The organism is Sulfurovum sp. (assembly GCF_041551015.1).
Taxonomy (GTDB): domain Bacteria; phylum Campylobacterota; class Campylobacteria; order Campylobacterales; family Sulfurovaceae; genus Sulfurovum.
Map to the genome: position 1 here is coordinate 1 of NZ_JBFENQ010000030.1, position 14,878 is coordinate 14,878.

15 protein-coding genes and 1 riboswitch are annotated in these 14,878 nt (G+C 36.8%); of the genes, 10 read left to right on the plus strand and 5 right to left on the minus strand.

The genetic code is table 11. The annotated features are described in order from the left end of the window. From ABZC96_RS03310 to ABZC96_RS03320, 3 genes are all read left to right on the plus strand, one after another. On the plus strand, positions 1-873 hold an 873-nt coding region (locus tag ABZC96_RS03310), incomplete at its 5' end, for an AI-2E family transporter (RefSeq protein WP_373029061.1). Positions 874-892: 19 nt separating this feature from the next. Then, positions 893-1,573, plus strand: coding sequence for a response regulator transcription factor (locus ABZC96_RS03315; protein ID WP_373029082.1), 681 nt, complete (start codon positions 893-895; stop codon positions 1,571-1,573). Further along, a complete protein-coding gene (locus ABZC96_RS03320) occupies positions 1,573-2,817 on the plus strand; it encodes an ArsS family sensor histidine kinase (protein ID WP_373029063.1) in 1,245 nt (414 codons plus the stop codon). The genes ABZC96_RS03315 and ABZC96_RS03320 overlap by 1 nt, the downstream gene beginning before the upstream one ends. Here ABZC96_RS03320 and ABZC96_RS03325 read toward each other — a convergent pair. The 4 genes from ABZC96_RS03325 to hemB form a co-directional block, all read right to left on the minus strand. Next, complete coding sequence (locus ABZC96_RS03325; protein WP_373029065.1) at positions 2,814-4,118, minus strand: (Fe-S)-binding protein; 1,305 nt, start codon at positions 4,116-4,118, stop codon at positions 2,814-2,816. The genes ABZC96_RS03320 and ABZC96_RS03325 overlap by 4 nt on opposite strands. Before the next feature lie 163 nt (positions 4,119-4,281). Continuing rightward, the gene (gene hemN, locus ABZC96_RS03330; protein WP_373029067.1) at positions 4,282-5,649 is read right to left on the minus strand and encodes an oxygen-independent coproporphyrinogen III oxidase; all 1,368 of its coding nucleotides are present in this window, start codon (positions 5,647-5,649) and stop codon (positions 4,282-4,284) included. Then, positions 5,650-6,585, minus strand: coding sequence for an ornithine carbamoyltransferase (gene argF / locus ABZC96_RS03335; RefSeq protein ID WP_373029068.1), 936 nt, complete (start codon positions 6,583-6,585; stop codon positions 5,650-5,652). A gap of 135 nt (positions 6,586-6,720) precedes the next feature. Further along, positions 6,721-7,692, minus strand: a complete 972-nt coding sequence (gene hemB, locus ABZC96_RS03340; protein WP_373029069.1) for a porphobilinogen synthase — start codon at positions 7,690-7,692, stop codon at positions 6,721-6,723. 93 nt (positions 7,693-7,785) lie between these two features. Here hemB and ribA point away from each other — a divergent pair, with 93 nt between their 5' ends. The 6 genes from ribA (at position 7,786) to ABZC96_RS03370 (ending at position 12,687) form a co-directional block, all read left to right on the plus strand. Next, a complete protein-coding gene (gene ribA, locus ABZC96_RS03345) occupies positions 7,786-8,367 on the plus strand; it encodes a GTP cyclohydrolase II (protein ID WP_373029071.1) in 582 nt (193 codons plus the stop codon). A 22-nt stretch (positions 8,368-8,389) separates the two neighbouring features. Beyond that, positions 8,390-10,156 (plus strand): ABC transporter ATP-binding protein, encoded by a 1,767-nt coding sequence (locus ABZC96_RS03350; RefSeq protein WP_373029072.1) that lies wholly within the window; start codon positions 8,390-8,392, stop codon positions 10,154-10,156. Next, positions 10,146-10,613 carry a lasso peptide biosynthesis B2 protein gene (locus tag ABZC96_RS03355; protein WP_373029074.1) on the plus strand — a complete coding sequence of 156 codons (468 nt, stop codon included), beginning with the start codon at positions 10,146-10,148 and terminating at the stop codon, positions 10,611-10,613. The genes ABZC96_RS03350 and ABZC96_RS03355 overlap by 11 nt, the downstream gene beginning before the upstream one ends. 122 nt (positions 10,614-10,735) lie before the next feature. Then, complete coding sequence (locus ABZC96_RS03360) at positions 10,736-11,506, plus strand: thioredoxin fold domain-containing protein (protein ID WP_373029075.1); 771 nt, start codon at positions 10,736-10,738, stop codon at positions 11,504-11,506. Positions 11,507-11,519: 13 nt separating this feature from the next. Next, on the plus strand, positions 11,520-12,410 hold the full coding sequence (locus ABZC96_RS03365) for a hypothetical protein (protein ID WP_373029076.1): 891 nt from the start codon (positions 11,520-11,522) through the stop codon (positions 12,408-12,410). 56 nt (positions 12,411-12,466) lie between these two features. After that, positions 12,467-12,544, plus strand: a riboswitch (cyclic di-GMP riboswitch). A 20-nt stretch (positions 12,545-12,564) separates the two neighbouring features. Further along, a complete protein-coding gene (locus tag ABZC96_RS03370) occupies positions 12,565-12,687 on the plus strand; it encodes a hypothetical protein (RefSeq protein WP_373029078.1) in 123 nt (40 codons plus the stop codon). Here ABZC96_RS03370 and ABZC96_RS03375 read toward each other — a convergent pair. Continuing rightward, positions 12,682-14,523 (minus strand): asparagine synthase-related protein, encoded by a 1,842-nt coding sequence (locus ABZC96_RS03375; protein ID WP_373029079.1) that lies wholly within the window; start codon positions 14,521-14,523, stop codon positions 12,682-12,684. The genes ABZC96_RS03370 and ABZC96_RS03375 overlap by 6 nt on opposite strands. A 97-nt stretch (positions 14,524-14,620) precedes the next feature. Between ABZC96_RS03375 and ABZC96_RS03380 the strand changes: the two genes are divergently transcribed. Then, positions 14,621-14,878 (plus strand): PqqD family protein (locus ABZC96_RS03380; RefSeq protein WP_373029080.1); only part of this gene is annotated, 258 nt, incomplete at its 3' end.

Consider the following 14,878-nt stretch of genomic DNA (forward strand, 5'->3'; position numbering starts at 1 on the left):
AGTGCTATTTTTACTTCTTCACTTTTGATCTTGATACTTTTTGCGCCTATTATCTATATGGCAACCACAGGAGTAGGGTATATCGCTCAACTTGATGTTGAAACCATCAATGAGGTTACCTCAGTCGTTCAAACCTTTACAGAAAAGATACCGTATGTCAAAGAGTGGAGTCAGATAGGTTTGAGTGATGAAAGGATCGCTGGGTATATTCAAGAGTCTACATCTTATATGACAACAGCCGGAAGTGCGGGCCTTGGATTTGTCAAGAATATGATTCTTGTACTGGTTTTTTACTTTATCATTAACTTTTATGGAGAAGGCTTTTTTGATCTGATACGTGCACTTATGCCTGTGAGCAGGATGAAAAGTGCGAAGATGATACATGAAGTATCTTCTACGATGGAAGTAGTTTTTTATTCTATTGTTGTGACAGCGATCTTTGAAGGTTTTCTTTTTGGGGTCATGGTAAGTTACTTTGGATTTAATGGTCTTCTTTTTGGGGTCATTTATGGTTTTGCCTCATTGATACCTATCATCGGAGGGGCTGTAGTTTGGATACCTGTGACACTGTACTCTTGGTCAAATATGGATGCAAATACAGCTATTTTTATCGCAAGTTATTCCATTATAGTTATCTCTATTGTCGCCGATACTCTCATTAAACCGATCATTATTAAAGTGATCAAAGAGGATCTACTGAAAAGTACAATTGAGATCAATGAGATCGTTATATTTTTCTCTATTATAGCAGGGATGAGCACCTACGGTTTTTGGGGGATGATTTTGGGTCCGGCAATTACTTCATTTTTGATTGCAATTACTAAAGTATATATAGATTATAATCATAAAGAACAAAGTAAAATGACTACTTAAGTTACATAAGGAAGACATCATTATAAAAATACTCATTATAGAAGATGATCCCGAATTAGCACTCATCTTAACAAACTACCTTACAAAGTATGATATGGAAGTGATAGGCGCTGAAGATCCTTATATAGGACTTTCACTCTTAACACAGCATGATTTTGACTTGATCATTTTAGATTTGACTTTGCCCGGTATGGATGGGTTGGAAGTGATCCCTAAAATACGTGATATAAGCAATATTCCTATTATTATCTCTTCGGCAAGGGATGATATTACAGATAAAGTCATCGGTATGGAACGCGGGGCAGATGATTATATGCCAAAACCTTATGATCCTAGAGAGCTCGTGACACGTATCAAAACGATTTTAAGACGTACACACAGTGTAGATGAAAAAGCACCAGAAACAGAAGCACTTTTTGTTGCAGATCCTAAGGCGAGAGAGATCAGGTTCAAAGGCAAATCCTTAGAACTGACTGCTGCGGAATATGATATCTTGGGCATGCTCTTACAGCATAAAAATGGCTCAGTCTCAAGGGAACAGCTTTTGTATGAAAGTGAACATATTGATGATGACAGTTCTATTAAAAATATAGATGTGATCATTTCACGGATACGACAGAAGATCGCAAAGATAGACCCTGATAATATATACATTAAACCTATCCGCGGTGTAGGATACCTTTTAACTGATAGAGTATAATGAGAAATTTATCTGTAACGACCTTTATACATATTCTTTTCTCTGTTGCAATCTCTATTTTGATTGCTACATTTTTACTTTTTCTCTCTTGGGATAAAGACCGACGTAAAATCGAAGAGTATAAACGATATCAACTTATCTCTATTACTTTTCTTTCAAAATTACAGCTTAATCCAGGCAAAGAAGACTTGGATGCACTTTATAATGACTTGCGTGTAAAACCAGTATCAGACAATAGAAAAGAAGAGATAAAAAATCAGATAGAAGTTGAGGGTGAAACAATCTTTACAGGAGGTTCTTCCCTTGGACAAGTAAGGGTATTTAGAATAGAAGGTAAACATTATATCTATGTGCAACGTATGCAACATAATCTTTTGCTAGAAGATGACAGAGCTGAAAATTACTATTTTGAGATCGCTATAGCCTTAGGTATTTTTCTCATTGGATTACTACTTTTACTTTATTTAGCTGTTTTAAGAAAACTTTATCCCTTAAAAAAACTACATAAACAGATACAAAGATTTGCCCAAGGTGACATGCAGACACGCATTACCTATCTTTATGATGATGAGATAGGAAAGATCGCAAAAAGTTTTGATGACGCTATCGTACATATTAACGCTTTGAGTAAATCCAAAAACCTTTTCATGCGTAACTTGATGCATGAGCTTAAAACACCTATTACCAAAGGGCGTATTGTTGTTGAAATGATGGAAGATGAAGCAAGTAAAAAGATACTTGTGCGTGCCTTTGAACGGATGAATGAACTTATCTCGGAACTTGCAGAGATAGAGCGGGTGACTACGCAAAGTTTTGAACCCACTTTTGAGTATGTCATGCTTGATGAAGTGATACGAAGAAGTCAAGAACTTTTGATGATGTCTAAAGATAATGTTACGGTAGATGTGAAAAATATCGCGTTAGCCACTGATGTCAAACTACTCTCCTTAGCCATTAAAAATCTGCTGGATAATGGGATAAAGTACAGTAAAGACAAACACGTCTCACTTAGATCCGTAGGGAATGGTTTGGAGATCAGTTCTAAAGGTGAAAAACTGCAACATCCACTCTCTTATTATGTAGAGCCTTTTTCTCAAGAAGAAAAAAGAAGTATAGGTTTTGGCTTGGGACTTTATATTGTACATAATATTTTGGAAAAATTAGGTTGTGGATTAGACTATAAATATGTAGATGGATATAATATCTTTGTCATCAAGGCAGGAGATGCCTGCCGTTTCGGTTAGTCTTTAAGAGACTCAGCGATAAGCTCTAAAGGGTTTTTAAAGATAGTCTCTACGTCTGCGTTGTTCATCGCTTCACTGAGCTGCACTCTACATGCAGAACACTCAGCACTTACATACTGTGCTTTGGTCTCTTTTATCATAGCTGCTTTTGGTTTCCCTGCAGCTTCTGCAAAGTGAAATTTCTCTGTTTGCATAGTGACTCCACCAAAACCACAGCAACGGTTAGGATCACTCATCTCAACCATTGGGTAATTTGGTGCTAAAAGGTTACGAGGTTCCTGATAGATACCCTGTACTTTTCTCGCATGGCAAGGATCATGATAGGTCACTACATCATCAAACTTTTTACCTTTTTCTTCAAGCATCTTTTTTAGATCGGTATTATCATGCAGCCATGCCGTTGCCATATGGATCTTCTGGGCTACTTTTTCTGCACGTTCTTTCCACTCAGGCATGTCATGATTTTCAAAAAAGACTTGCCAGTCATGTTTGATCATAGCTGAACAGGTTGCCTCAGGAATGAGCATCGCGTCACATTCATCCATAAAACTTTCAAAATACTCTATGTTTTTCTTCGTCATATACTCAACAGAGCTCATATCTCCTGTAAAGTATGCAGGTGCACCGCAGCAAAGCTGTTTTTTAGGGATAAATACATCGATGTTCAATTTAGCCAGTATATCAACAAGACTGTCACCTATACTTGTATAGTTATAGTTAGCCAAACATCCAATGAAGAGTGCTACACGAGGATTTTTATTCTCTTGTACGATTGCCGGTATCTCTTCTGGGTAACTGTTCAAAAAGCTTGTTTTAGCCATAGAAGGCAAGAGTCTTCCTTTTTTAACCATCGGAAGAGAAAACCTTGCACGTAGTCCTCTGTCTTTGTCATCTTGAGCCAAGGCACAGGTCTTAAACATATACCCAAACTTCATCACAAGATCCATTATCTTACGGTTACGTAACAAGAAGAAAAATCCACGTTTGAACCATGCTATACCAAACTTGTCTGCAATATCTGCACGTACTTCTTCGATGACCATATCTGTAGCCAATGAGTTAGGACAAACATCGACACAATTCGTACATAAAAAACAACTTTCAAATATATTTTTAGCGTTTTTGTCTAATTCCAAATGTCCTTGTTGATAGGCACCTAAAAGATCAATGAATCCACGAGGAGAGGTTGTTTCATCCGGATTGACCTGGTGGATGGTACATACTGGGATACATTTCCCGCACTTGATGCAGTCGTCACTTGTAGCGCTAAAGTTAAAAATATCTTCTAATTTTTTACTCATATTTCCTCTTATAAACCTTTTTCCCATATTTTCTGGGAGTATATGCTTTATTTATTGTTTGTATTTCTTCTCTACTTTTTCTAAAAAAGTAGGCAAAAAGCGTCGACCTTTTCGAATCGCTTCGCTTTTAAGGGCGTTCAGGTTGACATTATCCATAGGGATATTATACCGTTTTAGAAAAGCTCTTCTTGCTTTGTGCATACTTTTTCATATAAGCATCAAATGGCATTGCTATATTTCGTATAAGCAGGGTACCTGTAGTACTTACGGTTATCTTGTCCTCTGTGATAGTGACTAAGTCGGCATCCACAAATTCTTGCAATGCATCTAGCGCATCAGTAAAATATGTTTTAAAATCTATATGATGTTCAGCTTCAACTCTTTTCATATCTATAGAAAAGTTTGCCATAAGCTCCATGATCACTGCTTTTCGAAGGTAATCATCATCACTAAGGTTCACGCCTCTCTCAAAAGGCAATCTACCTGCATCAAGTGCAGCTTCATACGCCTTCATATCTTTGGTGTTCTGTGCATAATAACGCTCACCCTCACCAATACTGGTAAGACCGATACCTACAAGGTTTGCACCACCTTTAGTCGTGTATCCTTGGAAGTTTCGGTGAAGTTCACCTTTTTCAATAGCACCAAACAGTTCATCCTTAGGTTTGGCAAAATGGTCCATACCAACCATTTTATATCCATTGTTTTCAAAAAAGTCAATAGTGTATTGGAAAATTTGAAGTTTCACCTCTGGTGTCGGAAGTGTTGTTTCATCAAATTTACGCTGTGTTTTCATGAGCCAAGGTACATGGGCATAATTAAAAACAGCAACTCTGTCTGGATTAAGTTGTGTAGAGAGTTCCAGTGTTTTCTTAAATGTTTCGAGTGTCTGGTAAGGTAAACCATAGATGAAGTCCGTGTTAATGGAATTGATTCCATACTTTCTTGCGAGATCTACAGCATTTTGAGTAAGTTCCAAAGGTTGCACACGGTGGATCTCTTTTTGTACTTTCTCATCAAGGTCCTGTACACCAAAACTGATGCGGTTAAATCCATGCTTCTGAAAGACTTTCATTTGCTCTTCATTAAAGTAACGTGGGTCTATCTCACAACTTATCTCAGCCTCTTCACTCCAGTTAGGAAACTTCGATTTGATGTAAGTGACGATCTCATCGAGCTCAAAAGCTTTATAATACGTCGGTGTACCTCCACCAAAGTGAAACTGAATCACTTCACGTGATGTGTCGATATGTTCAGCTAAAAGATCAACTTCTTTTTTTAAGTACTCTATATAGGCAGAGAGTTTTGTCTCTTTAGAGGTAAAGACAACATTACAACCGCAGAAGTAACAGGCAGACCGACAGAATGGCAAGTGTACATACAGTGAGAGTTTCTCTTTCGAGGTTTCGAGGTAGTGGATGTAATCATCATATTTGAAAGCATCACTGAATTCTAAGGCCGTAGGGTAAGATGTATATCTTGGCCCCGGCTTGGAGTATTTACTGAACTTTTCGAAATCTATATTGCTCATTTATGCGATTCCGTCATTACGATGTGCATCTAACCACACCATAATACCTTTTTGTGCATGTAGTCTGTTTTCTGCTTCACTGAAGATAACCTCTTCATGTTTTTCAAAAATTTCTTCACTAACTTCATAGCCTCTGTATGCAGGTAAGCAGTGTAAAAAGATAGCATCTGATTTGGCTAAAGACATCATAGCCTCATCTACCATATAACCGTCAAATACACGAACACGTTCTTCTTTTTCATCTTCTTGTCCCATAGAGACCCAAGTATCTGTGGTGACTACGTCACAATCTTTCACTGCTTCTTTAGGATCGTTGCCAAATGTGATCTTCGCACCACTATCTTTTGCTATTTCAAGGGCATCTTTAACAATGGCTTCATCACATTCATACCCTTTAGGTGTAGCTACTCTGAGCTCAAACCCAAGTTTTGCCGCAAGCATAAGCCAGGAGTGTGTCATATTATTTCCATCACCGACATAAGCAACCACAGGATCTTTGTCTTTACCATTTTCTATCATTGTGAGGTAATCAGTCATGAGTTGCACAGGGTGGTAAGAGTCTGTAAGTCCATTGATCACAGGGACTTTAGAGAAGTTTGCAAACTCTTCAAGTTTTGACTGTTCGAAGGTACGTATCATCACCATGTCAACCATACGGCTTATGACACGAGCTGTATCTTTCATCGGTTCACCACGTCCTAACTGTATGTCATTAGAAGAGAGAAAGAGCCCCACACCGCCAAGTTGGTAGATACCAGTCTCAAAACTCACACGTGTACGCGTAGAACTCTTTTCAAAGATCATTCCAAGTGTCTGGTGTTCCATGTATGGTACAAACTTGCGCTGCTTTGTTTGTGCTTTTATTTTCTGTGCTAATGTTATCATCTCCAAGATTTCATTTTTGGTAAAATCTTTAAGTGTTAAAAAGTGTCTCATCACTGTATCCTCGTATTTCAATCTCTTTTGATAGATAGTAAAGGCTGAAAATTTAAAAGAGATTATTTTACCATAAAAGGTTGAAAGTTGAAGAAACCTACACTTTATGAAGTAAGTGCAAGTAACATATGTAGATTATTTTTGAAGTAACAGTGCCGCTTCTTTTGCATGGTAGGTGATGATGATGTCAGCACCAGCACGTTTAAATGCCATAAGTGTTTCCATCATGACTTTATCATAGTCTATCACACCGGCTTTTGCTGCCATTTTGAGCATAGAGTATTCACCGCTGACGTTGTAAACAGCCAGTGGAAGCGAAGTGTTGTTTTTAACATCTCTTACCACGTCAAGATAGGCAAGTGCAGGTTTCACCATAAGGATGTCTGCGCCCTCTTTTTCATCTTCGATACTCTCTTGGATGGCTTCGTTTCTGTTCGCCGGGTTCATTTGGTAAGATCTTCTGTCTCCAAAACTCGGACTGGACTCAGCCACATCACGGAAAGGTCCATAATAGGCTGAAGCAAACTTGGTTGAGTAAGACATGACAGGTAAGTTTTCAAATCCTGCTCCATCAAGACCAGCACGAATTGCAGTGATCATCCCGTCCATCATTCCTGAAGGAGCTATCATGTCAACACCTGCTTTAGCATGGACAACGGCTTGTTTAGCTAAGTTGTCAAGTGTAATGTCATTGTCAACTGTATGGAGTACAGGATCGATCACACCGCAGTGTCCATGGTCTGTATACTCACAGAAACAAAGATCAGTGACAACAAACATGTCAGGGTGTGCCGCTTTTACTTCACGTACAGTTTGTGCAATGATCCCATGCTCACACATCGCGTCAGAGCCTACAGAGTCTTTCGTATCTGGGATACCAAAAAGAATGATGGAGTAGATACCAAGTTTTTTGAGTTCATCACACTCTTTAATGATCTCATCGATGCTCATTTGAAAAACACCGGGCATAGAGTTTACCTCTTCTTTGAGTCCAGTACCGCTTTTTGCAAAAAGTGGATAAATGAAGTCATTGACATTGAGGTGTGTCTCCTGAAGGAGATCTCTTAAGACGGGATTGATTCTTTTTCTTCTAAAACGTGCGAACATATAATTAAACCTTAATAGATATCTTTTGAAGTATTTTACACTAATTATTGATTATTAATTATTAATTGTTCATTCTTAAAGTATAATCACATCATGAATAATATTTATATATCACAAATTGCTACTTTACCAACCAAATACGGTACTTTTAAAATACAAGCCTTTAAAGAAGGTACGAAAAATGGTGAGGGAAAAGAACATTTAGCCATTTTCACAGAAGATTTATCGGATGAACCCATTGTACGTGTACACTCTGAATGTCTGACCGGTGATGCATTAGGCTCAGCTAAGTGTGACTGTGGAGAACAACTTCATTTTGCTCAGGCACTCATCGCAAAAGAGGGTGGGATGATCATTTACCATCGTCAGGAAGGACGTAACATTGGACTGCTCAATAAAGTCAATGCCTATGCTCTACAAGATGCAGGTTTTGACACAGTAGCAGCAAATCACCAATTAGGTTTTAAAGCAGATGAACGTACCTATGAAGTGGTTGAGTTTATTTTAAATCATTTTGGCATTAAAAAACTAAAACTGCTGACCAATAACCCTAAAAAGATAGACAGCTTAGGTGATATAGAGATCATAGAACGTCTACCTATTCAAATCACACCAAACCCTCACAATGAAGGCTACCTTCAAGTGAAAAAAGAACAGATGGGACATCTGCTTTAAGTTAAGGAGAAAAAGATAACCCATGACAAGATACTATACATTCAAAACACTTTACAAGCAAATAAAAACTCAGAAAAGTGATTTTTGGCGTACCAGCTTGTATGGGATAATGGCTACATTACTTTTACTTCCTACCCCGATGCTAATGCCACTTCTTATAGATGAGGTGTTATTGGACCATCCGGGAAAAATGGTAGAGCTGATCTCTACTTTCTTTGGGAGTCATGAAATATGGCTCTATATTAGCACCTTACTTGTCATCGTTGTAGTATTGCGATCATTGGCATTTTTCTTTAATAATAAAAAAACATTTTATGCTACTAAAATCACACAAAAGATCAGTTACTTACTACGTCACCGTATCTTACATCATTTGGAGCATGTTTCTCTCTCCGAGTATGAAACACTCAAACCAGGTGGTATTGCTTCCAAGACAGTGCAAGATGTTGAGAGTGTTAGTGGTTTTTCCGGCCAGGTAGTGACCACGCTACTAAGTGCTTCACTGATGTTGATCGGGATTGCTAGCGTGATGCTTTGGATGAACTGGGTATTGGCATTGTTGGTATTTATGCTCAATCCTCTTTTTCTTGGTTTTTCGCGTCTTTTAGGACGTAAAACAGGTGAGTTGTTGCGTCGTCAGCATGAAGCTTATGAAGTCTATCATGAATTACTCAACGAAACACTTGAACTTTTTATTCAGGTACGTGCTAGTAATCAGGAACGCAGCTTTTTTGGGATTCTTCAGGGACGTGCAAAAGAGATTGAATCTGCATCACTTGATTATGGCTATAAAGCTTCGGTCGCACACAGTTCATCTACATTTTTGACTAATACTGTGGTTGATATCTTTCGTGCTCTTGGTATTACAGCAGTAGTGTATTCAGATCTTACAGTAGGGATGATGATAGCCTTTCTTTTTTATCTTGCAACCCTTGTTGCACCCATTCAACAATTGATGGGATTGGTCATCTCTTATCAAAGTACTAAACCGGCACTTGAACGTATTAATGCCTTGCTAGCGCTTTCAAAAGAACCACACTATCCACATGTGACAGATCCTTTTGAGAGTAGTAAAACAACTTCCATAGAGTTAAAAGAGATAAGTTTTGCCTATGGCAATGGTAAAGAAGTATTGCATAATATAAGTCTAAAAGCGTCAGTTGGACAGAAGATTGCACTTATCGGTCAAAGTGGTAGTGGTAAAACAACTATCGCTCAGATCATGGTAGGGTTTTATCCTTCGCACACGGGAGAGATACTTTATGGCGATTGCCCCATCGAACAGATAGGTTTACCGGTCGTACGTGAAAACGTGGCACTGATGTTACAGCAAGCCCTCTTTTTTAACGACACTATACGCATGAATCTCACCCTTTACAAAGAGAAAAGTGATGCAAAGATATATGAAGCACTGAAAGCAGCACAGCTTGAAAATTTTGTCCGACATTTAGAAGATGGTGTGGACACACGTATCGGCAAAGATGGGATACGTCTATCTGGTGGGCAACGTCAACGGCTGGCTATTGCCCGACTCATCCTCTCCAATCCAAAGATCGTCATTTTTGATGAAGCCACCTCTGCGCTGGACAATGCAACAGAGTTTCAACTTTATGAAACCCTGGCTCCATTTCTTGAAGGCCGCACAACCATTATCATCGCACACAGAACTACTACCATTAAACAGGCTGATTACATTTACCTAATAGAAGGGGGTAAGGTAAAAGCTGAAGGAAGTTATGATGAACTTCAAAAAGAAGGTTTGATAAAAGAGGATTTTGATGTTACATAAATTTAAAAAATTCAGAAAATTATCATCAGAAGAAAAAAAACTTTTTGTAGAAGCATATATTACACTAGGCATGATGCGTACAGCTCTTTTGACTATTTCATTTAAACGATTAACCAGAGACTTAGAGCATTTATCTAAAAAAGAAAAAATAACAGCATTAAACGATAAAGAGATGTCCTTAGCTATAAGAATTGGTCAAGCTATTACCAGGGCGGCAGCCTATACACCATGGGAGAGTGCCTGTTTAGTACAATCACTGACTGCACATACGATGCTGCAAAAACGGGGTATTCCTGGAGTTTTTTATCTTGGTGCTGCAAAAGAGGAGGAATCGAAAGAAAACATGAAAGCCCACGCCTGGTCTCAATGTGGTGAAACCATCATTACTGGTGCCAATGGGCATGAGGCATTTACGGTACTCTCAGTGTTTGGCTGGACGGGCAAACAAACTGTTTAATAATTACGATATTGAAGTTACCTGAAACATTGCAATATTAGATGAAGGGATAGTATCAGATTATGTTATCATAGATAGATTGTTGTAGAATGGTAAAATTAAAATAAGAAAAGATATAAAATATGAAAAAAAAATTATTGATCATCAGTTTATTGACAATGTTTATGGTAACGGCCGTAAATGCAAGTGATATTAAATTAGATACTGAAAAACTTCATGAGATCACAGCTAGCACAAAAGTTTTACAAAGTTCGACACTTCAAATTAAAGAAGGTATAGATAAAGATAGTGTCTATTTTTTAAAACTTGAAGCAAGATCACAGAGAGGCTCACAGATCATTACAGCATTTCTCGATAAAAAAACTGGTGCTATCTATTTTGGTAACGGATATGATAAAGAAGGAAATATCATGGCTTTTCCCAAAGATATTAATATTATCAAAGAGGGTGTTGCCTTCTCTTATGGAAATGGTAAGAAAGAGATCTATCTTGTAACAGATCCGGAGTGTCCTTACTGTACCAAGTTTGAAAAAGCTACAGAAGGAAAACTTGGAGATTATACTGTGCATGTTATCTTCTACCCTCTACCTTTTCACAAAAAAGCTCCAGCCATGATTGAGTGGATCATGCAGGCCAAGAGTGATGTAGAGAAAAGAGAGAGATTGATTAATATAGCATTTAAAAAGTCAACAGAGTATCAGTCTTTAATTAAAGATACAAAAAAGCCTTTTCAGTATAGTACTTCAACACAAGAAGTTGTTAGAAAGTCTCTTAAAGCTGTACAGGAACTAGGAACACAAGGAACACCGACAACCTATGATGCAGAGTTTAACAAGATACCTTGGGTAAATTTAGTGAAATTAGCCCCACAAGCAAATCCAGTTCAAAAATAATAAAGTATTTTAGTTGATGACAGTTTACGGTACAAAGATTAAAAGTGATATTGACTTTCCTTTAGATCTTTCTCATGAAACGCAAACACGCTATGAGATAGAACTCTCTTCAAAAGTTCCCCCTGAATTACAAAAATTCATTACCTGTGGTTTTCCTTTGTATTGGGCACATGGACGTAAAGTATATCTTTATAGTGATCGTGAATTTGATGAAAGTGAAGAAGGGCAACCTTGGTGTTATGAAGTAAAAGAATTAGTAAAGTTTTACTGGGTTTCTGGAGAACGGATAATTTACTATGTATTAGATGAGAAAGGTAATGCAAACTTACTTAGTTTTTGGTTTATTCATCTACTTTTACCACTTTATATGACTCTGGAAAATATGTATGATTTTCTGCATGCTGGTGCAGTAGAAGTAGAGGGGAAACCCATCCTCTTCATTGCGCCATCTATGGGAGGTAAATCAACCATGACAGACTACTTCATCAAGCAAAGGCATTCACTCATTTCAGATGATAAAATACCGACTTTCATAGAAAATGGTAACTTTATGGCTGCCGGTTCACATCCCTATCACAGACCTTACAGAAAATTTGAGGAATTAGGGTATCATGTCAAAAGTTTTATAACGGGTTTCAAGCCTATTCATGCTTTTTATGCATTAGAAAGAACTGAAAGTGATGCAGAGATTACGATAAATGAGATCAAGGGAGTTGAAAAATTTGACATCCTTTCACCTAATTATCTGTATATGTTTTCTTACTTGAAGCCAAAAAGATTGATTTATTTGTCACAAATGCTAAATGCTATAAAAGTTTTTCGAGTGAGTGTTCCTTGGGATATAAATAGACTAGAAGAAGTACATGATGTAATTGTAGAGCACATACAATCAAAAATGATATAATCATAATAAATACTTAATATATTATAAGAAATATTTAATATATAATGAGGTATAGTTCAAAGAAATGCCAAACTATCTGTGAAGATAGGACGGAAAGCAACGGGTCTTTTAGTAAAGACAGCCGGGTCGCTATATTAAAAAAGGAAATATAGTAATGCAAAAAAAGATATACAAAGCTCCAGAATTAAAGAAGCTTAAATCAATTAATAAAATGACTCAAGCCGTTGATAATCAGGGTGCTTCAGATGGTGGTCAAGGGTGGGCCCATTCATCATAATGTGCAGTTAATATCATTTTTTTGAATCCATGTATCAAGTATGATAGGTCTTGAAGCTAGATAGTCAGCTAATTTATGAGTACTAGAGCTTTTAATAGGGAACTCTGATTTTTTTAAATATTTATGTAATTTTATATCGGGTTCCCACGTTTTAAGCCAATTGTTTTCAGATTTTTTTGCAAGTGCATGATCTAAGTATCCTAATGGAGTTTTTGGTCTATACCGTATTTCATCAGGTAAATGGTTTTGCATTGATTCACGTAAAATATGTTTATTAAAAAGCCATGGTAGTGCAGGTAGTGCTAAAATAAACTCAACCATTCGAAGATCAAGGTAAGGATCTCTTTTTTCGGACAGTGTAAAGTCACTTTCCATAAGTATATCATCACTATTCCAGTCTGGTCTAGAAAGAGACCACTGAAGTGTTGCATGTCTAGAGTTAATAGACTGCTGTTCGCTACGTAAACTCCACATATCATTCCACGCTTGTTTTAAATGCACTCTTTTTTCAAAATCAGGATTTATCCATTCTGGGTAAGAATAAGATGTGTTTAGACTATTATTATGTGTTAATAAGCTTTTTAATTTTCTTCTGAAGTCTAATCCAAGAGGTGGTCTTTTATTATAAAGATATTTAAATTTAATAGTGTTTGTAATGATACTAATGACACTTGATTCTTTCCATACTGAAGATATTGATGGGTATCTAATAAGATTATCTCCAGCATCACCTGTTAAAACAACTCGACTGAGTTGGCTTAACTTTTTTTGAGCATCTAGGTAGATCTTTGGTTGTACTATTTCTAAAGGTCGTGTTGTTCCGATTGAAGGTTTTAAAAAGGAGTAATTGTCTCCAACAATATAGTGGATTGGGATATTAAGATATTTTGCAACAAGGTTAGAATAATATCGTTCTTTACAAGGTAATAAATTATCATAAACTATGGTGACAGCATTTAGTTTAGTTAAATGAATTTTATTTTCTTGTTGAAGTTGTTTGATTGTTGCAGCAATAGCTGTTGAATCCATTCCTCCACTCATTGAAATACTGATAGATGGTGTACGAATTCTATCTTCTATAGCTTGTTTAAACACTTCCTTGAAATGTTCAATATAATCTTTTTGATTTCTATAATCAAGTAAGGGAATGTTTTTTGGAATATCCCAATAGAGCTTAATATCAATTTGTCCATTGTGTAAAACTAGTTTATGTGCGGGGAGAAGCGTTGTGATTTCATTAAACATTGTCATAGATTTGTCCATCCATGTATAATCACCAAACAACAAGAACCCTCCAATAGATTTTTCATTAAGTGTATGACTTATTTTGGGATGTTTTAGCATGCAACTAAGACTATTACAGACTACAAAACTTTTATTTTTTTTTGCAAAATACAATTGTCGCATGCCAAATCTATCTCTTGCACAAAATATTTTTTTGTATCTACTATCCCAGATAACAAAAGCAAAATCACCCAAAAGATGGTCAAGACACTCTTCGCCCCATTTTCTGTATGCATGCAAGATAAGCTCACTATCGGGTGTTCTAGACAAATCTAACGTTTGTTTCATTCCCATTTTATTGACAAGGTTTTCTCGGTCATCTATGCGAGCATTACAAGTTATCCATACTTTATTATCAATGGTAGCGGGTTGATTTTCATACTCTGCTTCAAAAGTTGTCTTAAAAAGTGCATGCCCCATACCGATATTACCATCCACCCAAACTTTTTGTTGGTCAGGACCACGAAATTTTAAAGTATGTGTGAGAGAATGAATCAGCTGTTCGTCAACAGGTTCTCCATCGGTGTTATAAATAGTAATAAAGCCACTCATATAATCCCTATCTTGAAAATTTATATAGTATTAATTATATCTAAAAGAAAGAAACAAATACATGCTATAATTTTATAAAAATATGAAAAGAATCAAAATGAACTTCAATCAAAAAATCACATTCGCAGATACAGTCTTTGCTCAAGAAGTAGACGGTGAAATGGTCTTACTCGATATGGAAAGTGAAAACTACTTTGGGCTTGATGAAGTAGGAACTTCTATTTGGCAGGCTATGCAAGAAAAAGAAACATTGCAAGAAGTGTTTGAAGTGTTGTTAGATCAGTATGAAGTTGAACCTGAAATGTTGGAACATGATCTTTCTGATTTTGTGGGGAAATTGCTTGAAAGCGGGTTG

Coding starts and splice junctions, on each gene's coding strand:
- ABZC96_RS03325 (WP_373029065.1), bottom strand. CDS start 4,118: ATGAGTAAAAAATTAGAAGATATTTTTAACTTTAGCGCTACAAGTGAC.
- ABZC96_RS03375 (WP_373029079.1), bottom strand. CDS start 14,523: ATGAGTGGCTTTATTACTATTTATAACACCGATGGAGAACCTGTTGAC.
- ABZC96_RS03370 (WP_373029078.1), top strand. CDS start 12,565: ATGCAAAAAAAGATATACAAAGCTCCAGAATTAAAGAAGCTTAAATCA.
- hemB (WP_373029069.1), bottom strand. CDS start 7,692: ATGTTCGCACGTTTTAGAAGAAAAAGAATCAATCCCGTCTTAAGAGAT.
- ABZC96_RS03360 (WP_373029075.1), top strand. CDS start 10,736: ATGAAAAAAAAATTATTGATCATCAGTTTATTGACAATGTTTATGGTA.
- argF (WP_373029068.1), bottom strand. CDS start 6,585: ATGAGACACTTTTTAACACTTAAAGATTTTACCAAAAATGAAATCTTG.
- hemN (WP_373029067.1), bottom strand. CDS start 5,649: ATGAGCAATATAGATTTCGAAAAGTTCAGTAAATACTCCAAGCCGGGG.
- ABZC96_RS03350 (WP_373029072.1), top strand. CDS start 8,390: ATGACAAGATACTATACATTCAAAACACTTTACAAGCAAATAAAAACT.
- ABZC96_RS03320 (WP_373029063.1), top strand. CDS start 1,573: ATGAGAAATTTATCTGTAACGACCTTTATACATATTCTTTTCTCTGTT.
- ABZC96_RS03355 (WP_373029074.1), top strand. CDS start 10,146: ATGTTACATAAATTTAAAAAATTCAGAAAATTATCATCAGAAGAAAAA.
- ribA (WP_373029071.1), top strand. CDS start 7,786: ATGAATAATATTTATATATCACAAATTGCTACTTTACCAACCAAATAC.